The following is a 20,289-nucleotide window of genomic DNA, read 5'->3' as shown; positions in this document are numbered from 1 at the left end:
CCCGCCTCGGGTCCGGCGCCACCGCACGGGCCCGGAACCGGCTGAACCGCCCGGACGGCTCGGACCGCCCCCATCGCCTGGACCCCTTGGACCCCTTGGACCTCTTGGACCGACAACAACACACGCACCCCTGGGTCTCCCGTTTCCGCAGCCACCGACGTGGCTTGGGCCAGCGATTCTGCGGTATGACCGGGGCCTTGCCGCAAGGCCCCCCGTGCGCTATAAGTTGAGAGTGGCGAGAGGTGCAATCACCTTTCGCCTTCTTGTTTTCGTGCGGCCGGCCGGGCGTTCTCCCGCGGTCGAACCGGTGGGTCCGCGAGCGGCGGACCCCGGGGAGGCGATCAGGGCAGGAGGCGCCTCTCACCCGGGCGCCGCGTAACACCGGACGGCCACCTTCTGCTGCGGCCCCCACCGCTGTTCGACCGTGTCCAGCAGTTCCCAGCCGAGCCGTTCGTACAGCGCAGCCGCCGCGGTGTCCGACGCCACCACGTCGAGCACCGGATGCAGACCTCGGCCCCGGGCCTCCGCGACCGCCCGCGCCATCAGCAGCGCACCGGTCCCGTGGCCGCGTGCCGACGGAGCGACGAACAGCCGGCTGACCACGACGGTCGCGCCGGGCGCCACCCCCGTGCGCGCGCTCCACAGCCCGGGTGCCGCGTCCCCCGCCCCGCTTCGGGACAGGCCCACATGGCCGACGACGCGCCCGTCCCGCTCCGCCACCCACGAACCGAGAAGCGCCGGCGGCGACAGCCACCCGCCCGGAAGGCGGGGCCAGTTCACCGGATAGCCGTCGCGCTCGTGGACCTCCGCCAGCACGCGCACACAGTCACCGAGGTCGCGCCCGGTACGCGGGCGGACGACCGACGGTGCGGCAGGTTCTGACCCGCTCTCGCTCTCCATCGCAGCATGGGAACACACTTTCGGTACCCAGGGCGAGCGACCTTGTCAACGCGCCTTGGCGCAAAGTTCGTTGGGCGCCGCGAACCCCCGGTCCGGTGCACTGCGCCGGACGCAATCCCGCGCTCCTGGAGGCCGCAGGAGTCAGTCCGCACTACGGCCGGCCGCCGGCCGTCCCCCGCGGCTCGCGGGCGTCGATCATCGCGTGCATCACCGGGACGGGGAGCGCCGGGTTGCGCGCCGCGTCCTCGGCCGTGGCCCCGTCCCGCAGCAGACGGATCAGTGTCCGTGCCGGCAGCGCCGGGTGCAGCATCGCCTGCTGCCTGACCAGCGCCCGCGGATCGTCGAGCAGCCGTACGGCCGACGCCGCCGACAGCCGCGGGTCGGCGGCGGCGCGCGCACGCACCCAGAGATCGGGGTCGCGGCCGAACCGTTCCACGAGACCGGCCGTGGACTCCGGATCGTCCAGCGCCAGCAGCCGCATACGGGGATGCGGGTCGTCCGCGTACCGGAGCAGGCCCGAGCGGGGGAAGTTGGGGTGGCCGCGCGGCCGGTCGGGACGGCTCAAGCTGCCCGGCCACCAGCGCCACACCTCCAGCAGCATCCAGCCCGGCGCGTCGTCGCACGACTCGGCGAGGAAGAGGCGGACGACCGGGTCCCCATCACCCGCGAGCCGATCCACCACGTCCGGCGGCAGCCGCCGGGCCCGGGCGACGGCGCCGCGCACCCACGGATGGGAGGACGCGGCCAGCCGGCGCATGGCCTCCGGGTCGTCGTGCAGGTCCGCCACCCACGGCAGGTGCCGCCGGAAGGCGTCCGGGTGGACGTGGACCCGGACGGCCGCCCGGCAGGCCTCCGAAAGGCCTGGGCGGATCGACACCTCCAACCGCACCTCGTCGTCCGGGTCCTCCGCCAGCCGCGCCACCAGGTCCGGGTCAAGGCCCGGACCGGCGGCCAGCGCCCGGCGCCACGCCGGATCGGGGTGGGCGGCCAGTTCCTCGGCGTGGGCGCGTTCGAGGGCGTACTTCTCGACGGCGTCCTGCCCGAGCCCCAGCTCGTCGAAGAGCGCCCGCGGCAGTCGCCCGCCCTCGTGGTGCCGCAGCAGGGCGGCCCTGCGCACGGTGCCGTCGGGATCGGCGATCAGCGCCTCCCGCGCCGGGTGGTCCAGGTGCGGCCAGGCGGGCGGGCACGCGACCGCCCGGACCCGCGCCTCGGGGTCACCGGCCAGGGCGGTGAGCAGGTGCGCGGGCAGTCCGGGCAGGCGGGCGGCCGCCGCGCGGGCGAGGGGGTGCGGGTCGGTCGCCAGCCGCTCGTAACCGGCGTCCGTGAGGCCCGCCCCCCGGTCGGCGGCGACCCCGGCGAGCAGGAGGCGGCGGGCCTGCCCCGGCTCGCCGAACACCAGCCGGGTCCACTGCTCGGCCGTCATGTCCGGCTGGAAGTCCGCCAGGTCGGCCCTGACCGCCCAGTCGGGGTGCGCGACCGCGGCGTCGACCACCGGGGCCGGCAGCCTCCGCCGCAGCAGGGGCCTCGTCCTGCCCAGGAGCCGCAGCAGCACCTCGTCGGGCGCGCCCTGGTTGTGCGCCAGGCCCGCCAGCCACGCGGTGTGCAGCCGCTCCGTGGGACGTGGCCCGCGCGACCACGACGCCCAGGCGGCGTCCCGCTCCCGCGGGGTCTCCCGCGCCGCCGCCCGCGCGGTCTCCTCCTGCCACCGCTTGACCCGCGCCTTGGCCACGAGCCAGATGTCGTACTCCTCGCTCGTCACACCGAGCAACGCGTCGCCGTCCGTCGAGGCGGTGAGGAACTCGGGCCGCCCCGGCCGCTCGCCCAGCACCCCCGCGAGGTCCCAGGCGCCGGCCAGCCGGACCCGCGTCCATCCGTCCGGATGCCCCGGCCCCGGCGGCAGCGCCCCGCCCGGGCTCCCGGCCGACGCGTCGGGGGCGCAGACCAGGAAGGTGCCGTCCGGGCCGATGACTCCGTACTCCGCCGCCAGCCGGTGCCACTGCGCGTTCACCTCGGCCACCACGTCCGGCCGGTCCCCGCGCACGGCCACGGTCGGCTCCGCGTCGAACGCCACGACCGGACGCCGGGCCACCCACGGCGGCAGGACGTCGTCGGCGGGGCCACCGGCCACGACCTCCAGCCCCGCCGCCGTGAGAACCCGTGCGTACGCGTCTTCCCCACCCGTCATGGCGACCATCCTGCACGAACGCCCGCCCCTGCCCGGACCCCGGACCGGACCGGCGGCCCCGGGCCCCGGTGCCGCTCAGCGGAACTCGTGCACCACCTGGATCCTGCCGACGATGTGGGCGTTGAACTCGTCCAGCTCCTCGGCGGGCACCCACAGCTCCAGGATGGTCCGGCCCCCGGCCTGCTGGACCGGGTAGCGGCGCAGGAAGTCCGACCGGACCTCGAAGCGGGTGACGAAGCCGGCGCCGGAGTGCCCGACGTTCCAGTCCCGCGCGATCCGCACCGCGTAGTCCTCGTTCAGGACCGGGTAGAAGATCGGCTGCTCGGGCAGCCGGGGCGGCCACGCCCGCCAGTCCAGCGCGCGCACCAGCTCCAACTCCTCGGGGCCGGTGGGGCGCCACAAAGTCGTCGTCTGCTGCTGCCTGGTCATGGGAACCGCTCTCCGGACGTGGCCCACCGCCGTTGCGGCCGGCCGGGAGAGCAGACGGTACGTCAGCGGGAACGCACCGGACCAGTGGATTACGGCACCGCCGCCGGCGGCCCGGTCAGCCGTACGCCCGGTGGCAGAGGCTGACGATGGACGGGTCCGCCACACCGTGGGAGGCACGGCACAGGTCGCGCATGCCGACGGACCGGCGGGGCAGCGGCCGCTTCGCCGCGGGCTTCGGACGGGCGGTGCGCGGCGCCTTCGCCCGCGGTGCCTCGGCCCGCCGCTCGCCCCCGGCCGAGGAGCGGCGCTGCCGCGGCGCGGCGGGGTGCTGGTACCCGGCTCCGCCCGGCGGCCGGTGCTCGGCGCGCGGGTGCGGCCGGCGCCCCTGTCCGGCCGGCGTGTCCGGCGCCTTGCGCCCGGCCTCCTTCCCCGGCGGCGGCGCGGGTGCGCGGCCGGTGCCGGCGAGCTCCTCACGGGCGGGCGCCGGGCGGGGGACGGGATGCTCCCGGACGGCGGGCCGCTCGGCCGGCAACTCCCGTACGGGGGAGGGGAGACGGTCGCCCGCGGGCGCGAGGCCCGGAGGCGGGGCGGACGGCACGCCCCCGACGGTCGTGCATCCGGACAGGACCAGGAGGGCGGCGAGGACGGGCGGGGTGATCCGGCGAAGGCGCATCCCCCCACCGTGCCCGAGCCCGGTGTGGCGCACCCCGGAACGCGCGGGGCAACCACCGTGACGGGTGACGGCCCGGAACCTCCCCCGCGCAGGCGGGGCGGGCGCTGACCTCATGCCGCTCGTCCTGGATCAGGTATCCGTACGGGGACCGGTGCGGGCCGGGCCGCCGGCGGTGCACGGGACGGCGGCGACACGGCCCGGGACGACGGACGACGGGACGTGGCAGGCCAGGGGGCAGGCTCGCGGACGGCCCGGACAAAGCCGCGGAGGGGCTGCGGGACGTCCACGTCCGCGACCACGACCGCCGCGCGGCGGGTCTGCTCGTGCAGTTCACCGACGACGACTGACTGCGTCGACTTCGAGCTCTTGGCCGTCCCGCCGGCCGTGCCGGCCCTGCGGGCCGGGCTCACCTGGTCGGCAGAGCACGGTGGTTGTCGCACCGTCGCCCGGGCACGTGGGGCGGGCAGGTGGGGGAGCGGGGCCGCGGACCGGTGCCGGTCATCTCCCGGCGGCGCATGCCTCCGCCTCCGCCAGGTACCGTGCGACCGGCCCCAGCGTCAGCATCCCGCTCGCCCCGCCCGCGTCTTCGGTGCCGGCGGCGCGCAGAACCGTGGTCGCGCGGGCGGCGGCCTGGCGCTCGCCGAGGCGGGCGGCGGCGTGGGCGGTCAGGCACCAGAGTGCCTCCTGCATGTGATCGAGGGGTGGTTCGGGTGCCATGGCCAGGGCGGTACGGGCCTCCTCGGCCCGGTTCAGGGCGAGCAGCACCAAGGGGTCCGTCCAGGGCCGGTACGGGCCCCAGTCGAGAGCGGGATCAGTGGGCGCGGGACGGCCGTGCAGCAGACGCAGGCCCAGGAGCGCGAGGGCGAACAGGCCCCGGTGCAGCCCCGGCATGCCCCCTGTCCGGGCGAGGGCGTCCTCGGCGGCGCGGTAGTGCGCCGCGGCCGTGGCGGCGGCCGGTCCGCCCCGCGCGGTGCTGCGGGCGGCCGTGACCCGGGCCCGGAACCATCCGGTGAGTACGGGGACGAGAGAGGCCTCGGTGCTGAGGGCGAGCCGCTCGGCGGCCTCGGCGTGGGCGGCCGCGGCGTCGAGGTCGCCGAGGGCGGAGGCGGATTGCAGACGGATGAGCCGGCCGAGCACGGCGAAACCCGGCAGCTTGTGCCGGGTGGCGAGGTCGACGACCTCGCCGCCGATCACGTCCCGTGCCGCCGCGAGCCCGGGCCGGGCGAAGGTCTGGAGGAACACACCGTTGAGGGCGAACACCAGCAGGGCGGGATCGCCCAGCTCCCGGGCCAGCGCCTCGGCCTCGCGCGCGGCCTGCCCGGCGCGCCCCCGTTCGCTCGCGGACAGGCCGGCGCTGCGGCTCTCGACCGCGACGGTGGCCAGCAGACGGGCGCGAAGCTCCGGGGGGCCGTCGGTGCCGAGCGCGGCGAGCGTGCGCTCGGCCGCCGCGACGACGGCACGGGACTGATCGGGATCGTCGGCCCGGCTCCAGAGGGCGGGCACGTCGTAGGCGCCGATGACGCGCGCGGTCAGGACGGTGTCCCCGGTGCGCTCCGCCGTCCGGACGGCGGCGAGGCGGTCGCGCCGCGAGTGGACGAGGGCGTCACCACCCGCCAGGGCCAGGGTGCGCGCCACTTCCACGGTGGTGCGCGGTCCGAGTCGTACGCCTGCGGTCCACACCGTACGCGGGGGCTGGAGCGTGGTGGCTCCGCGCAGAATGTCCGTCTCCAGGCGCCGCAGGTCGGCGCCGGGTTCGAGTCCGAGCTGCTCCACGAGCATCGTGCGGGCGCGGCGGAGGGTGGCCAGGGCGTCCGCCTGACGGCCTGCCCGGTGCAGTGCGCGGGCCAGCAGCCCCCAGGCCGGCTCGCGCCACGGGTGTTCGGTGACGTGGGCGCCCAGTTCGGCGACCAGCTCGGCTCCTGAGCCGGAGTCGAGGACGATGCGGGCGCGCAGTTCCAGCCCCTCCAGCCTCAGCTCCTCCAGCCGGGTCCGTTCCCGCTGGGCCCATACGGAGCCGGTCACATCGGCGTAGGCGGGGCCGCGCCAGGCCGCGAGGGCGGCGTCGAGGCCGGTCAGCGCATCGGGTGCGCGCCGGGCGCGGGCCAGGGCGTCCTCGAACCGGTGGACGTCCACGGTGTCGCGCGGCAGGCGCAGGGCGTAGCCGGGTCCTTCCGTGACGAGGACGCGCGGCGGGGTGCGGGGAGGCCGGCCGGGTTCGATGGCGCGGCGCAGCGCGGCGACGAACGTACGCAACGCGCCCACGGCGCGTACCGGCGGCTCGGCCCACAGGTCGTCCACGAGGGTGCCGGTGGGGACCATCCGTCCCCCGGCGGCGACGAGGCGGGCGAGCACCTCACGGTGGCGGGGTCCCCCCAGGTCGACCGGGGTGCCGTCGTCGCGGAGGGCCCGCACGGCACCGAGTACGTCGATTCGCATGCCCTCCATCTTCCGTGCCCCGGGTCCGCGGCGTCGAAGCGCACTGATCGGCTGCTGATCGCCGCCGCCCACGCTGACCCCGTCAGTCCTGGGGCCGAGGCTTTCGTCGTCCCCCCGTCCCCCGGCCCCCCGACCCCCGACCCCCGAGAAGGGCCTTCCATGACTCCCACCATCCCCGGCTTCGACCTGCTCCGTCTGCCCGGCGCCGACGGAGCGGAGCTGGCCGCCGCCGTCGGCGGCAGCGGCAGCCCGGTCGTGCTGCTGCACGGCTTCCCCCAGACCCACCTGATGTGGCGGCACGTGGCCGAGCGGCTCGCCGGCGAGCACACGGTGATCTGTCCCGACCTGCGCGGCTACGGCGCCAGCGACAAGCCGGTGGCCACCGGCCCCGATGTGTACTCCAAGCGCACCATGGCCGCCGATGTCGTCGCCCTGGCGGCGGCGCTCGGCCACGAGCGCTTCGCCCTGGTCGGCCACGACCGGGGCGCCCTGGTCGCCTTCCGTGCGGGACTGGACCACCCCGAGACCCTCACGCATCTGGGCATCCTCGATGTCGTGCCGACCCTGGACATGTGGAACGTCCTTCACGGTGTCCCGGCGGCGGTCGGCTACCACCTGTTTCTGATGGCGCAGCCGCCGGGGCTGCCGGAGACGATGATCGCCAACAGCGCCGACGCCTACTTCGGCTCGTTCCTCGATGCCTGGGCCGGGGACCCGGCCGCCGTGCCGGAACCGGTCCGGGCCGCGTACCTGCGGGCGAGCGCCGCGGCCGTGCCGTCGATCGTCGCGGACTACCGGGCCTCGGCGGGCATCGACGTCACACACGACCAGGCGGACCGGGACGCCGGTTCCCAGCTGGCCATGCCCGTGACGGTCGTGCAGCAGGACTGGGGCGCGCGACTGGGCTACGACGCCGCCGCGGTCTGGCGCGCGTGGGCGCCGGACCTGGACCACCGGCTGACCGGCGCGGGGCACTTCATGGCCGAGGAGGCGCCCGACGAGATCACGGAGGCGATTCGCGACCTGCTGCTCCGCTGAGCCCTCCACCGGTCCACGGGACGCGGCGGGCGAGCTCCGTGTTCCCGCGCCGGACCGGCTCGACCCCGGACGGGCGTACCCCCGGACCGGCTCGATCCCGGACCGGCGAACCCCCGGACCGGCGAACCCCCAAACGGGCCCCCGGACCGGCTCACCCCTCGGACGGGCCTACCCCTGGAGCGTGGCGAGCCAGTCGGTCAGCAGGCGGTTGACCTCGTCGGGGCGCTCCTGCTGGATCCAGTGGCCGCAGCCGTCCAGGATGTGGGAGGCCGACAGGCCGGGGAGGGTGGTGGGGTGGGCGTCGATGGCGTCGGCCATCCAGGTGGTGGAGGCGTCCAGTGCGCCGCCGACGAACAGGGCGGGCTGCCCGATGGGGGCGCCGCGGTGGGGGGCGAGGTCCTCCCAGTCGCGGTCCATGGAGCGATAGCGGTTGAGGGCGCCGGTCAGGCCGGTGCGCTCGAACTCCCCGGCGTAGACGTCGAGGTCCTCCTCGGTCAGCCAGGCCGGGAGCGGGCCGGCGGGGAAGCGGTCGCGCAGCCGGCCTCCGTGGGCGACGAAGTGCGGGTCGGGTTCGTCGGGGGCGGGCATGGTGTCGCCGGACAGGGCCGCGTAGAACCCCGCGAGCCAGCCGCGGACGTCGGGCTCGATCTCCGCCTCGGCGCGGCCGGGCTCCTGGAAGTAGGAGACGTAGAACTCCTGCTCGGGCCCGCCGATCCGGCGGAAGACCTCACTGGGGCGGGGGCCGCCGGGCGGCGCGTAGGGGACGCTCAGCAGCCTGACGGCCCGGAAGATCTCGGCGCGGAGCAGGGCGGAGGCGGCGGCGATGCCGGCGCCCCAGTCGTGTCCGACGACCACCGCGCCGTCCTCGCCGAGGGCACGCACGACGGCGGCGTTGTCCTCCACCAGGTCGAGCATGCGGTAGGCGTCGGTCGCCTCCGGCTTGGAGGAGCGGCCGTACCCGCGCACGTCGATCGCCACCGCCCGGTACCCGGCCGCGGCGAGGGCCGGGAGCTGGCGGCGCCAGGAGTACCAGGACTCGGGGAAGCCGTGCACGAGCAGGACCAGCGGACCGGTGCCCTGCTCGACCAGGTGCAGGCGCCCGGCCGGGGCCTCGACGATGCGGTGGCGGAGCTCGGCGGTCGGCTCGGGCTGCATGGGCTTCTCCTCGGTTCTTCGGTGACGCGGCTGCCCCTCGATCATGCGGCGCGGCACCCGTCTCAGGCGATCGGCCTTGCCAGTGCGGCAACCTTGCAGGGCGAGCGGTGGAGCGGATGGCGAGAAGGGGCGTGGAAGGTGGCAGTCGAGGACGTGGACGGCACGCCGGCGGCGATGGGGCCCCGGTTGCGCGCCGCGCGCGAACACCACGGCGCGACGCTCGCCGGTGTCGGCCGCGCCACCGGCATTTCGCCCAGCACGCTGTCCCGGATCGAGACCGGCCGGCGGCAGCCCACCCTTGAGGTGCTGTTGCGGCTGTCGAAGGAGTACGGCGTCTCCCTGGACGAGCTGGCCGGCACGGCACCCGCCCCCGCGGCCGAGCCGCGCGCGACGGCGCCGCTGAGTCTCGGCGACGACAAGGTGGTGCTGCCGCTGACCCGGTACGTCGGCGGGCTGCACTTCCACAAGCACGTCCTGCCCGCCCGCCAGGACCCGCCCGCGCGGCCCCGGCAGTTCTCCCACGACGGCTACGAGTGGCTGTGCGTGCTGTACGGACGGCTGTGGCTCGCGCTCGGCGACCAGGACCTCGTCCTGACGCCCGGGGACGTCGCCGAGTTCGACACCCGCACCCCGCACGGGATGGCGAACGTGAGCCTGGGCGGTCCGGTCGAGTACCTGGTCATGTTCGGACCGCAGGGCGAGCGCCAACGGCCGCGCACCCCTCCCGCCACGGCTCGCGGGACCGGTGACGGGAGGCTGCTGAATGAGCGTCCGTGACAACCGGACCGCTCCGTCCTGGTCCGTTCACCGGCTCAGCCGGTCCGCCGGTGACCGCTCCCGAGCCCCGGCTGACGGGGAGTCGGGCTCACCTGGGCCGGAGCCCCGACGCCTTCGGGTCCGGTCGCCGTGCCGGCCGGATCGAACGAGTGGCGGAAGGTGAAGGCGTACGGCGCGGGGCCGTGGTCGTGGAGGTGTTCCAGCCTGATGACCCCCTCCTGCCAGGTGGGTGTCGTGCCGTCGGGGACCCACCAGAACACGTGACCCGGGTGCGCCGTCCTCTCGAACCAGTCGTAACGCCTTCCGAGCGCCGCGCGGTGCGGACCGGTGTAGACGGCGTCGAAAGCGGATCGCAGGTCGGTCCAGAGGGAGAGGGTCGCGGCCAGGGCGATGGTCTCCGCGGTGCGGCCCTTGCCGTACCAGGACGGAACGGCGAACTCGCCCCACGCACCCCAGTCCGCGTCGAAATCCGTCCGCGCGCCCAGGCTGCGATCCGCCGCTTCGGCACGGGCGATGTACCCGGGATGCCGGCCGATCTCCCGGTAGGCGGCCTCACCGCTGTCATGGAACTCCCGCGTCAGCCGCCCGGCATCGGTGAGGGCGGACTTCAGGACGCCGAACGTGTACAGAGCAAGATGGGGCATACGTCTCTCCCTGGCCGAGGGGCATGGTGGGGAAGCCCTGACGGTCTCGTCGTCCGGGCGTGGGCTCGACGCGACGGCCTGCCCGCCGGGCGGGAGCGGTGGGCAGGATCGACCAGCCCGAGGAACTCCCGTGCGACTGCGGGGGCGTGCCGCCGAACGACAGGTGACGATAGCCACCTCGGCGGACCCTGTCGAAGTTGCGTTTTCCCTCGTCAAGTGGCCTTCCGAAGAAGGCCTCGTGGGAGCCGGGGGCGGTGGGGCGCGCGGCCCGGACGGCGGGCGGAGCGGAAGAGCCGGCGAGACGTGGAGCGGCGATCCGGACGGTGCGTCACGACCCCTGCGCCGCTCCTCGCGACCCCTGCGCGGCACTCACGACCCCTGCGCGACCCCTGCGCGGCACCTCGCGGCCACCCGGCGACGCCGGTCGCGGACCGGCCCCCCGGGGCACGGCACGGCGGGGCGTCTACGCGCCGGAGGCGGTCTCCAGGAACCGGTGGAGGGAGGCCGTCATGCCGCTGACGAAGGCGTCGCGTGTCCGGTCCTCCACCAGGTCGAGGGAGAGGTAGGGGTTGAGGTCCTCCAGTTCGACCAGGAGCAGGTCGCCCTCGCGCGTGCGGCAGGCGTCCACGCGCTGGATGCCGTGGGCGAGGGTGTTCCAGTCGACGAAGCGGCGGGCGAAGGCGAGGTCGGCCTCCGTCGGGGCGTAGGGCGCCAGTTCCCAGCGCCGTGCGGGGTCGGGGGCGTGGAGCGCGTAGTGGAAGGTGTCGTCGACGAAGTAGAAGGACACCTCGTAACGGAAGTCGACCCGCGGCTGGACCAGAAGGCCGCCGAGGGGGAGGCCGTCGAGTTCGTCCCGGGTCACGAAGCGCAGGCCGATGGAGTCCGCCCCGGCCTTCGGCTTGACCGCGTACTGGTCGGAGGCGGGCAGGAGCGACAGGTCCTCGGGCCGGTCGACGGTGGGGATGACCGGGTGGCCGCCGCGCGTCAGGTCCAGCAGGTACTGCTTGCCGGCCATGTCGCCCCGCCCCGTCAGCGGGTTGTAGACCCGGGTGCCGTGCGCCGTCGCGCGGTCGCGGAAGACGTCGCACTGCTCCTGGTAGTGCAGCACGGGCCCGCTGTTGCGGACGACGACCGCGTCGAAGCGGTCCATCAGGGCCGTCGCGTCGAGCGGGTGGCACAGGGCGATGTCGAAGTCCGCGCGCAGCCGGGAGGAGAGGAAGATGTCCTCGTCGCAGTAGCGCCGTCCCCGGGCCGGGTAGGCCAGATCGGTCACGTACAGAAGGCCGGGGCGGGCGGGCATGGTGCGTCTCCTCGTTCGGGAGCCACCCATGGTGCCAGTCGGCGGAGCGCGGACCGCGGGGGTGGTCGGTCGGCGACGGGCGGCAGGTGGAGGACCCTCCGCGTACACGAGTGCCGACGGCACCCGTACGGCGACCACGGCGGCCGGCGCGTGTGGAGCCCCTGGACGTCGCGCACCACGTCAGGTGCCCGTGAACCGGTTCCCGTGCGACCGGGAACGGTCGGGGAGGAGCGGTCAGGCCACGGCGTAGTCCGCCAGGGCAGGTTCCAGCAGGGCGAACGCCGTGTCCGCCTCCTCGGCGACGACGCGGGCGATCTCGTCGTTCGTCCGGCCCGCGAGGGTGAGCTGCTGGATGCGCTGGAACAGCACCCGGTGCGCCGCCGTGAGCAGGGCCGCCGCCGTGCGCGGGGCGATGTCCTCGGGGGAGGAGTCGGTCGCCTCGGCGAGGGCCCGCGCCAACTCCTCCTCCCGCCGGTCGTGCAGGCCCCGCAGACAGGCGGAGAGAGTGGGGCTGGCGTCCACCATGCGGGAGAAGTCGGCACCCGCGAAACCCGCCACGGGATTGTGCGCCGCCACGTCCGCGTCGAAGGCGCGGCGCAGTGCTGTCAGGGCGGACTCGCCGCCGCGGCGCGCGGCGACGGTGTCCGCCAGGCTCGCCGCGAACGCGTCCTGGTGGTCGAGCGCCATGTCCTCCTTCCGCGGGAAGTAGTTCGTGACGGTCTTCTTCGCCACGCGGGCGGCGTCGGCGATCTCCGCGATGGTCGTCGCCTCGAAGCCCTGGGCCATGAAGAGGCGGGTCGCGTGGTCGGAGATCAGTTGCCGTGTCTCGCGCTTCTTGGACTCGCGCAGCCCTGTCGGCTCGTTGCTCATGGGGCAATCTTACCCTCGTGGCAAAAATATGTTGACTTCCCCGGGGTGCCTCGGCTAACTTTACGTCCGTCGTAAAAATCGCCGAAGGGAAACTGTATGCCCCTGGACCCGCAGCACTCCGACCGTCCCGGCCCGGCCTTCGTCGACCGGGCTCGTGCGCTCTCAGGGGACCGTGAGGGACCCGGGCGGCGGCGCTCCGGCCGGCCGGAGGAGAAGGGCCGCCGTGCGTACGCCGAGGCCGGCCGGCGCGCGTACAACATCCCCCGCCGCCGCTCGTACTGACGCCCCGCCCGGAACCGACCCGGCCCCGGCCGCCTAGGTCCCCGACGGCCCGCCGACCGCGCACACCGGCCCGCGCCCACCGTCGCGCAGCGCCTATCCGACGTGCCCTCCCGCGGCGCACCCGCCGCCGATCACCGCTCCCACCCGGAGGAAACCGTGCAGGTCACCGCTACCACCGTCTCGCTCACCGTCGACGACGTCGCCCGCTCCCGCGACTTCTTCGTCGACCACCTCGGCTACCAGGAGCGGATGGCCGCCGACGGCTTCGCCTCGCTGCACCGGCCCGACGCCGCCGCCGACGTCGTCCTGCTCCGGCGCGGCATCGAGGTGCTGCCGGCCGACCAGCGCCACCAGCGCGCCGGCGGGCTGATACTCGCGCTCACGCTCGCCGACGGCATCGCCGAGGAGGAGCGGCGGCTCCGCGCCGAGGGCGTGGAGATCACCATGCCCCTGCGCCAGGAGCCGTGGGGCGAACGCCTCTTCCAGGTCACCGATCCCAACGGGGTGGTCATCCAGTTCGTGGAGTGGGCCGAGCCCGCGGCCGGGTCCGCGGCCGCCGAGAACGACGCCTGACGGTCGCCACCCCGCCCCCCTGCCGCACCGCGTGCCGCGGACGTGTACGTACCATCCGGTCCGGAAGCGTTCGCGGCGCGAGGGGAGGCGGTTGCGGGATGGACCGATCGGTGAAGGCGGGGGTGCTGGTGGTCGGGGGCGGACCGGTCGGCATGCTGGTCGCCGCCGAACTGGCGGCGTACGGAACCGACGTCGCCCTGCTGGAACACCGCACGACGACGTCCGAACGGCCGAAGGCGACGACCCTCCACGCCCGGACCGTCCAATGCCTGGCCCGCCGGGGCCACTTGCCCGAACCGTTCGCGCGCCCGGGTGGCGACGGCAACACCATGCCCTTCCACTTCGCCGGCATGTCCGGCCTGACGATCAGCGCCCCGCCCACGGAACCGCCGCCCATCCTCAAGATGCCCCAGGTGGAACTGGAGCGCTTCTTCGAGGCCCGTGCACGCGCCGCCGGTGCCCGCGTCCTGCGCGGCCACCGGGTGATGGGCCTGGCGCGTACGTCCGAGGGGGTGCGCCTGGAGGCCGAGGGGCCCCGGGGAACCGTGGTCCTGCACGGCCGGTACGCGGTCGGGGCCGACGGCGCCCGGAGCACCGTCCGGCGCCTCGCGGGCATCGAGTCCGACACCTGGCCGGCGACCGCGACCGCGCTCATGGGGCAGGTCCGCCTGCGGGACACCGGCGTGCTCCCGCCCGGCTGGCACCGCACCCCACGCGGCTGGCTCGTCGTCAAGGACGCACCCGACGGCACGGTCCACCTGCGGACGCTCGACTGCGACCGCCCCCCGGCCGACCGGCAGACCCCGCTCACCGTGGCGGAACTCAGCCGGGAGACCTCCCGCATCGCCGGCCGGGACGTCGTCATGACGGAGGGCCGGTGGCTCAGCAGGTTCAGCGACTTCGCCCGGCTGGCCCGCACCTACCGGGCCGGCCCGGTCCTCCTCGCCGGCGACGCGGCCCATGTGCACTTCCCGGTGGGCGGGCAGGGGCTCAGCACCGGGTTGCTCGATGCGGTCGACCTCGGCTGGAAGCTCGCCCTCGTGGCAGCGGGCGACGCCCCGCAGGCCCTCCTCGACACCTACGGCGCCGAGCGCCGCCCCGCCGCCCGGCGCGTCGTCGACAACACCCGGGCCCAAGTGGCCCTGATGCGCCCCGACTCCGCCCTCGACCCCGTGAGGGACCTGCTCGCCGGCATGTTCGCCCCCGGCGGGGAGGACGACCCGTTCGCGCCGATGATCAGCGCCCAGGACACCGTGCTGCCCGCGCTCACACCGTCGTCCTGGGAAGGGACCTTCCTGCGGAACGTCGCCCTCGATGCGGCCGACGGGCCGACGGACGTGATTCACCTGCTGCGCGGGGGCGGGCCGCTGCTGCTGCTCCTCGGCGAGGACGGTGAACGCCACCTCGACGCGGCGCGCCCCTGGCAGGACCGTCTGCGGGTGGTGCGCTGCGCACCGGTGCCCGAACTGCCGTGCGCGGCGCTGCTCGTGCGGCCGGACGGGTACGTCGCCTGGGCGCCGGACGGTGGTGGGCTCGGTGCCGTGCTCGCCCGCTGGTTCGGCGGGGGCGGGGGCCGGCCCGCCCCCGAGGGCTCGGTGGCGGCCGGGGCCGGTCAGCCGACGGGCTGACTCTCCAGCAGTCCGGAAGGGTCCGCCGCGCCGGCGGAGGCGTCCAGCTCGGCCAGGACGACGGCGCCCCGGGTGTGCGACAGGTCGATGGAGGCGAGCACCGACGACAGCACCACGGTGGGCAGCATGTGGCGGAGCAGGGCGCACACCCGGTCGGGCAGGTCCTGGTAGTCGCTGACGGCCTGGGACATCGCCTGGACACCGGCGAAGCTGCCCACCAGTACCTCGGCGGTCTCGGTCGGGACGACGTGGGGGAGCAGTTCGCCCTGGGTCCGCGCGCCGTGCAGCAGTTGGTCCAGGACCCCCACCCACCGCAGGAACGGCCCCGAGCGGTCCAGCTCGTGCGCCTGCTGGTCCAGCGACAGCCTGACCCCGGCGCGCACCATGGGGTCGGTCTGGAGACGGTGCGCGTGCAGCATCACGACGTCCACCAGTTCCTGCGTCCGGCAGGCCCGGCGGGGGACCACGAGACGCTGGTCCTGCTCCGCCAGTACACCCTGCGCCAGGTCGTCCTTGGACTCGAAGTGGAAGTACAGGGCACCCTTGGTGACGCCGGCCGTGGTGAGGATCTCGGAGATCGTGGCCGCCTGGTACCCCCGCTGCTCGAACACCTTGGCCGCCGCGGACAGAATCGTCTGGCGCGTACGGATGGCTCGGTCCTGCTTCGCCACTCTCGCCTCCTCCACGAGCTCTCGGTGATGGGGTGTCCACCAATAACAAACCGCTGGGTCTGTATCTTACCGCTCTCTCCGATAATTGAACGTGATAGCACTACGCCCTTGCGAGAGGAATGGCCGGAAACCGCTGCCGGGTACACGGGGTCCCGGCGGCCGCCATGGGCGTGCGCGAGGGTCACTGCTCACCGTGGAGGCGCTGCGGCCGGGACCGGCCCGGCTCGGGGTGCCGGGCGCCCGCTGGGTGTCCCTGGCTCAGGGCCGGCGGGAGGAGGCGGTCACCGTCGAGGAGAAGACCGGCTCGCCCCCCTGGTGGCCGGTCACCAGGACCGCCATCCGGTCGGCTCCCGCTCCGGGCAGCGGCGAAGCCTCGACCGAGCACGGCTCGTCCAGCTCCGCGTACCGGGTGAATTGGCTGGTGATCGCGATCGGGAGCATGTCGCCGTCGCCCAGGACCGCCGCCGTCGCCTGGCGCGCCGCCTCCAGCAGGACCATGCCCGGGACGTGGTCGACGGGGTGGTCGAACATCACGTGATGGCGGCTGTCGGCGCGCAGCTGCCAGCGGTTCGCCTCACCGACGGGGGAGAGCACCACGTCCATGGGTGAGGTGCGCCCGACGCTCTGCGGCGAGGCGGGGGCGGTGAGGGGGATCGGCGGCCGGCCGGCCTCCGGTCCGCGGCCCGCGCGGAGCCTGCGGTAGACGGCCGGCGAGGTGCAGGTGTACGACGCGCTCCCGGTCACGGCGACATGGCCGTCGCGCCGTATCACGGCCGTGTAGCGCAGCCCGGTGAGGCTGCCGCCGCGCTGCTTGACCTCGGTGCAGGCGACGTCGATGTCGAGCGCGGCCGGGGTGTCGCCGACCAGGAGGTGCTGCTCCTCGACCGCGTACTCCAGGTCCCACATGAGGAAGTGATGGCCGAAGGGGACGCCGAACTCCGCGTGGGCGAGGAGCGACCCCACCTGACGGATCGTTTCCGCGGCGAGCAGTGGATCGTGGTATCCGCGTATCGGACTGAAGAAGCTGTGGCCGCGCGGCCATTGGGCCGTCACGTCGAAGCGTGTGTCGCCCCTGCGGCGCCAGTCGGTGAGCATCACCTCGGCGACGGCGGCCCGGTGCACGAACTCCTTGGGCACCGTGGTGGTCAGGGAGGGGAAGCGGAAGGCGGGCGGGCAGCGCATCGGATCTTCACAGTCCCCGACGGGCCCGGTGCTCAGAGGATCCTCCGTCCGAAACGCGCTGGTAGCCATGTACTCCCCCACAACGCACGGTAATTGGTGGGCGTGTCGCCCGGTGCCCCCGCCCCGAAGATACATACCAACCGGTTTAGTTTCTACCCGACCCTTGCATTGGGCATGTGCTGTGAGCATGCGGCATACCCGGCGAAGACGCTGAAGCCGACCCTGTTCTATCAGGGGCTTTCCGGCCGTGCCGGACCGGGGGTACCGCCACGCCCCGCGAAGGCCGCCGTGCCACGCGCCGCGGGCCGCCCCCCAAGGCCCGCTCGCAGGCCCGGAGTTGGGTACCGGGCCCCGCCGAAGTGAGTACGGGTGCTCAGGAACGCCGTCCGCCACCCCCCGACGATGAAGATCACATCATTGGATCGGGGGAGAGGACCACATGCTCAGCCGCCTCAGCCAGACCCTGGTGCCCACCATCGGACGCCTCACCGTGACCGTCGACGCCGTCCACACCGGCGCCACAGCCCCCGGTGGGACCGGCGCGCAGGGTGCCGTCGTTCCGCCGGGCAGCATCCTCGCCGCCAACCACACGTCGCTCGCCGACCCGGCCATCGTCCTCGCCGCACTGCGCCGGCTCGGCGTCCGGCCGGTCGTCATGGCGGCCGCGGGCCTGTGGCGGATCCCCCTCCTCGGCCGCGCGCTCGCCCGCGAGGGCCACATCCCCGTGCACCGTCACGACCGGCGCGCCGCGCAGGCCCTCGACCTCGCCGCCGCCGCCCTGGAGGAGGGGCGCCCTGTCCTCATCTACGCCGAGGGCGGCCTGCCGCTCCGCAAGGACGCCGCCGAGGCCGCCCCGGTCACCTTCCGCAGCGGGCTGGCCCGGCTCGCCGAGCGCACCGGCGCCCCCGTCGTCCCGGTCGGCCAGGCCGGGGCGCGCCGGGTCACCTCGGGCAACGCGGCCAAGCAGCTCGCCGGCCTCGTCACGGCACCGGTCCGCCGCCCCGACCTCCACGTCCACGTGGGCGCACCGCTCACCCTCACCGGCGACCGGGCCGTGCGCACCGCGCAAGCGTACGGCGCCGTGACGGACGCCTGGCGCACGGCGGCCGCCCACCTCGGCGAACCCGCCGCACTCGCCGCCTGACCACCGGCGCCCGCGCCCGCGCCCACCGGGCGCGCCGGTCAGGAAGCGGGCAGCAGGCCCTCCTGCCGGGCCACGTACGAGCAGGCCATGGCGGCGGACGTCATGCCGAGCCGGTCGAGCACCTCGATCGACTCCAGCAGGATCCGGGCGTCCGCCTCCGCCATCGCGGCACCGCACCGGTCGCGCTCGGCCAGCTCCTCGGCGGACGTGGCGGTCCGCAGCGCCGTCACCCGCGCGGCCAGCACCTCGCGGGACGCCTCCATCGCGACGATGCCCCGCACCGCGCCGGCGATCGCCCGGTCGTCCATGCCCCCTGTACCGCCCGTACGGTCCGTGCCGTCCATGCCGTCCGTACGGTCCGTGCCGTCCATCGGGGCCGTACCGTCCGTGCCGTGCCTGTCATCACTGCCGTTCATGACTCCACAGACGGCCTCCACACGCTCCCCGTCACCTCCGGCCGCCCGGCTGTGACGAGGAACACGACCACCCGGCACGGGCCGGGCCCCTCACCGCCGGCGCGAGCAGCCTCGGTGGGGGCGCGGGGCGGGGCGTGCGGGTGAGGGAGGGGGTGGGGGACGGGCGGGGCGGGCGCGGGCGTGCGGTGGGCGCGCCGGCGGGCGCGGGGCATCCCATCCGATTAGTGGCGTGAGCCCGTCAGCGGCGCGTCACCTCGCGCCGGCGCGGAGAGGTTTGTGGTGAGGACGTTGCTCCTGCATCAACGGCTGGCTCCCGTTCCGTACGGGATCTCTGGTCCGGCCGCCCGGGACGGGCGCATGGTTCCTCGCGGCACGGCGGGTCTCGTCGATGGCCGAGCCGATCCTCTTCGAGCGGAACCACGCGTGCGGCCCGTCCATGAGGTACCGGGCGGGCGCGGGCCGCAGCCGTCCGTCGTCCACCCGTGCCTCCCGGCACGCCTGCCTGCAAAGGGTGAGAAAGCGCATGCGAGACCGCTACGCGCGGAAGCCATGTACCGGCGAACGCCGCGCCGCACCCCCATCGGCCGGTGCCGGCGCCGAAGAGGGAGGCGGCAGGTGAGAGCACAGGTACAGGCGATGCCGGACGAGAACGGCACCAGGATCATCCTCTGCGCGGGCGAGTTCGACGTCGCCACCTCCTGTCTGCTCGACTCGGCGCTCGCCACGGCGGCCGCGGACACCACGGTGAAGCGCACGGTCGTCGACCTCAGCCAAGTGTCCTTCGCCGATTCGACCCTGCTCAACGCCCTCGTGAAGGGGCACCGCACGCAGCGCCTGGTCGTCGCGGGTCCGCTGTCCCCGAGGCTCTGGCGCATCCTGAGGCTCAGCGGCCTGGACACCGCGCTGCGCATCGCCCCCGACCTGAGGTCCACGGCCGACACCGAGTGACCCGGACGGCCGCCGGTGCGTCAGGAGGACGGCCGCCGGGGTGCGTCAGGCGGAGGGGCGCGGCGCCCGTGTGTCCGCGAGTCCGCCGGGGCCGAGGAGACCGGTGGGTTCGAACGGCCGGACCGCGGCCAGCCGGGGGAGCTCCCTGCGCGACACCATCGTGACCACGGGCGGCATGGCGACCCGTACGAGCTGGGTCGCCCGCATCCAGGACGGCACGTAGACGGTGGGACGGCGCCGTTCGATCGCGCGCACCAGCCGCCCGGCCACGTGCGCGACCGGGTACACCTTGCGGGCCGGCGGCGGCATGTGGCCGCGCAGCTCCCGCAGCACCGCGTGCGCGTCGACGTCGCGGACCATGTCGGTGTCCGTCCAGTTGATGTACGCGATGCCCACGCCCACGCGGCGGTGGGCGAGCTCCGCGCGCAGGGCGTGGGCGAACGACTCGACACCGGCCTTGGAGGCGCAGTACGCGCTCATCATCGGCGCCGCCCCGATGGACGCGAGCGAGGCGACCTGGAGGAAGAAGCCGCGGGTCTCGAACAGCGACGGGAGGTGGGCGCGGGCGGTGACCGCGCTGCCCACGAGGTTCACCTCGATGACGCGCCGCCACACGGCCGGGTCCGACTCGGGGAACGGCCCGCCCTCCGCCACGCCCGCGTTGGCCACGACCACCGACGGCGGCCCCAGTCGGTCGCGTACCTCGGCGGCGACCTCCGCCATGCGCGCGTCATCGGTGACGTCGACCTCCCAGCAGGACGAGTCCGTGGGCAGCCGTTCCCGGACCCGGGCGAGGGACGACTCCTCCCGCCCGAGCAGGGCCACCTTGGCGCCCCGCTCGGCAAGCCGCACGGCCAGACCCTCGCCGAGGCCACGCGCCGCTCCCGTCACGACTGCCGTACGGCCCTGCAGCGGCCCCGCTTCCCTTGCCATGCGCCGACTCCCTCAGCCTCCGGACACCACTGCCCTGCCCGTCACGCTAGGCGCAACAATCCGCGTCGGCCCGTCGGCCGCCGCCCCGCGGGCCCCTGCGCACCG

General features: G+C 74.9%; 20 protein-coding genes. 7 read left to right on the top strand and 13 right to left on the bottom strand.

The genetic code is table 11. The annotated features are described in order from the left end of the window. Nucleotides 1-360: 360 nt before the first annotated feature. The 5 genes from A4V12_RS19110 to A4V12_RS19090 form a co-directional block, all read right to left on the bottom strand. Nucleotides 361-900, bottom strand: a complete 540-nt coding sequence (locus tag A4V12_RS19110) for a GNAT family N-acetyltransferase (RefSeq protein ID WP_079137145.1) — start codon at nucleotides 898-900, stop codon at nucleotides 361-363. 151 nt (nucleotides 901-1,051) lie between these two features. Beyond that, nucleotides 1,052-3,085 (bottom strand): hypothetical protein, encoded by a 2,034-nt coding sequence (locus A4V12_RS19105; protein WP_064070573.1) that lies wholly within the window; start codon nucleotides 3,083-3,085, stop codon nucleotides 1,052-1,054. A gap of 75 nt (nucleotides 3,086-3,160) precedes the next feature. After that, nucleotides 3,161-3,514 (bottom strand): hypothetical protein, encoded by a 354-nt coding sequence (locus A4V12_RS19100; protein WP_064070572.1) that lies wholly within the window; start codon nucleotides 3,512-3,514, stop codon nucleotides 3,161-3,163. Between the two features lie 115 nt (nucleotides 3,515-3,629). Continuing rightward, on the bottom strand, nucleotides 3,630-4,187 hold the full coding sequence (locus A4V12_RS19095) for a hypothetical protein (RefSeq protein ID WP_064070571.1): 558 nt from the start codon (nucleotides 4,185-4,187) through the stop codon (nucleotides 3,630-3,632). Between the two features lie 498 nt (nucleotides 4,188-4,685). Further along, the gene (locus A4V12_RS19090) at nucleotides 4,686-6,623 is read right to left on the bottom strand and encodes an AfsR/SARP family transcriptional regulator (protein WP_064070918.1); all 1,938 of its coding nucleotides are present in this window, start codon (nucleotides 6,621-6,623) and stop codon (nucleotides 4,686-4,688) included. 159 nt (nucleotides 6,624-6,782) lie between these two features. Here A4V12_RS19090 and A4V12_RS19085 point away from each other — a divergent pair, with 159 nt between their 5' ends. After that, nucleotides 6,783-7,661 carry an alpha/beta fold hydrolase gene (locus A4V12_RS19085; protein ID WP_064070570.1) on the top strand — a complete coding sequence of 293 codons (879 nt, stop codon included), beginning with the start codon at nucleotides 6,783-6,785 and terminating at the stop codon, nucleotides 7,659-7,661. 168 nt (nucleotides 7,662-7,829) lie between these two features. Here the strand turns inward: A4V12_RS19085 and A4V12_RS19080 are convergent, their stop codons facing one another. Then, nucleotides 7,830-8,816, bottom strand: a complete 987-nt coding sequence (locus tag A4V12_RS19080) for an alpha/beta fold hydrolase (RefSeq protein ID WP_064070569.1) — start codon at nucleotides 8,814-8,816, stop codon at nucleotides 7,830-7,832. Between the two features lie 138 nt (nucleotides 8,817-8,954). Between A4V12_RS19080 and A4V12_RS19075 the strand changes: the two genes are divergently transcribed. After that, the gene (locus A4V12_RS19075) at nucleotides 8,955-9,593 is read left to right on the top strand and encodes a helix-turn-helix domain-containing protein (protein WP_064070568.1); all 639 of its coding nucleotides are present in this window, start codon (nucleotides 8,955-8,957) and stop codon (nucleotides 9,591-9,593) included. A gap of 35 nt (nucleotides 9,594-9,628) precedes the next feature. Here the strand turns inward: A4V12_RS19075 and A4V12_RS19070 are convergent, their stop codons facing one another. The 3 genes from A4V12_RS19070 to A4V12_RS19060 form a co-directional block, all read right to left on the bottom strand. Beyond that, the gene (locus tag A4V12_RS19070; RefSeq protein WP_064070567.1) at nucleotides 9,629-10,237 is read right to left on the bottom strand and encodes a DUF3291 domain-containing protein; all 609 of its coding nucleotides are present in this window, start codon (nucleotides 10,235-10,237) and stop codon (nucleotides 9,629-9,631) included. 463 nt (nucleotides 10,238-10,700) lie between these two features. Continuing rightward, nucleotides 10,701-11,537, bottom strand: coding sequence for a hypothetical protein (locus A4V12_RS19065; RefSeq protein ID WP_064070566.1), 837 nt, complete (start codon nucleotides 11,535-11,537; stop codon nucleotides 10,701-10,703). Nucleotides 11,538-11,771: 234 nt separating this feature from the next. Next, entirely contained in the window at nucleotides 11,772-12,407 is a 636-nt protein-coding gene (locus A4V12_RS19060; RefSeq protein WP_064070565.1) for a TetR/AcrR family transcriptional regulator, read from the bottom strand. 96 nt (nucleotides 12,408-12,503) lie between these two features. Between A4V12_RS19060 and A4V12_RS19055 the strand changes: the two genes are divergently transcribed. The 3 genes from A4V12_RS19055 to A4V12_RS19045 all read left to right on the top strand — a co-directional run bounded on the left by A4V12_RS19055 (nucleotide 12,504) and on the right by A4V12_RS19045 (nucleotide 14,890). Next, nucleotides 12,504-12,689 (top strand): hypothetical protein, encoded by a 186-nt coding sequence (locus A4V12_RS19055; protein ID WP_064070564.1) that lies wholly within the window; start codon nucleotides 12,504-12,506, stop codon nucleotides 12,687-12,689. 156 nt (nucleotides 12,690-12,845) lie between these two features. Further along, nucleotides 12,846-13,262, top strand: coding sequence for a VOC family protein (locus A4V12_RS19050; protein WP_064070563.1), 417 nt, complete (start codon nucleotides 12,846-12,848; stop codon nucleotides 13,260-13,262). 98 nt (nucleotides 13,263-13,360) lie between these two features. Further along, complete coding sequence (locus A4V12_RS19045; protein ID WP_064070562.1) at nucleotides 13,361-14,890, top strand: FAD-dependent monooxygenase; 1,530 nt, start codon at nucleotides 13,361-13,363, stop codon at nucleotides 14,888-14,890. Here A4V12_RS19045 and A4V12_RS19040 read toward each other — a convergent pair. Together A4V12_RS19040 and A4V12_RS19035 are read right to left on the bottom strand one after the other, a co-directional pair. Next, on the bottom strand, nucleotides 14,875-15,561 hold the full coding sequence (locus A4V12_RS19040) for a ScbR family autoregulator-binding transcription factor (protein ID WP_064070561.1): 687 nt from the start codon (nucleotides 15,559-15,561) through the stop codon (nucleotides 14,875-14,877). The genes A4V12_RS19045 and A4V12_RS19040 overlap by 16 nt on opposite strands. Before the next feature lie 258 nt (nucleotides 15,562-15,819). Continuing rightward, complete coding sequence (locus A4V12_RS19035; protein WP_064070560.1) at nucleotides 15,820-16,743, bottom strand: ScbA/BarX family gamma-butyrolactone biosynthesis protein; 924 nt, start codon at nucleotides 16,741-16,743, stop codon at nucleotides 15,820-15,822. A 439-nt stretch (nucleotides 16,744-17,182) separates the two neighbouring features. On the opposite strand from A4V12_RS19035, the gene A4V12_RS19030 reads away from it, so the two are divergent. Then, nucleotides 17,183-17,887, top strand: a complete 705-nt coding sequence (locus A4V12_RS19030; RefSeq protein WP_064070559.1) for a lysophospholipid acyltransferase family protein — start codon at nucleotides 17,183-17,185, stop codon at nucleotides 17,885-17,887. 38 nt (nucleotides 17,888-17,925) lie between these two features. Here A4V12_RS19030 and A4V12_RS38095 read toward each other — a convergent pair whose 3' ends face one another. Beyond that, a complete protein-coding gene (locus A4V12_RS38095) occupies nucleotides 17,926-18,303 on the bottom strand; it encodes a hypothetical protein (RefSeq protein WP_064070558.1) in 378 nt (125 codons plus the stop codon). Nucleotides 18,304-18,918: 615 nt separating this feature from the next. On the opposite strand from A4V12_RS38095, the gene A4V12_RS36915 reads away from it, so the two are divergent. Then, nucleotides 18,919-19,251, top strand: coding sequence for an STAS domain-containing protein (locus A4V12_RS36915; protein WP_234372241.1), 333 nt, complete (start codon nucleotides 18,919-18,921; stop codon nucleotides 19,249-19,251). Between the two features lie 45 nt (nucleotides 19,252-19,296). Here the strand turns inward: A4V12_RS36915 and A4V12_RS19015 are convergent, their stop codons facing one another. After that, nucleotides 19,297-20,184 carry an SDR family oxidoreductase gene (locus A4V12_RS19015; protein WP_064070556.1) on the bottom strand — a complete coding sequence of 296 codons (888 nt, stop codon included), beginning with the start codon at nucleotides 20,182-20,184 and terminating at the stop codon, nucleotides 19,297-19,299. Nucleotides 20,185-20,289: the final 105 nt, after the last annotated feature.

Source organism: Streptomyces noursei (genome assembly GCF_001646665.1).
Classification (GTDB): Bacteria; Actinomycetota; Actinomycetes; order Streptomycetales; family Streptomycetaceae; genus Streptomyces; species Streptomyces lavendulocolor.
This window is presented reverse-complemented; position numbering and strand designations above follow the sequence as displayed.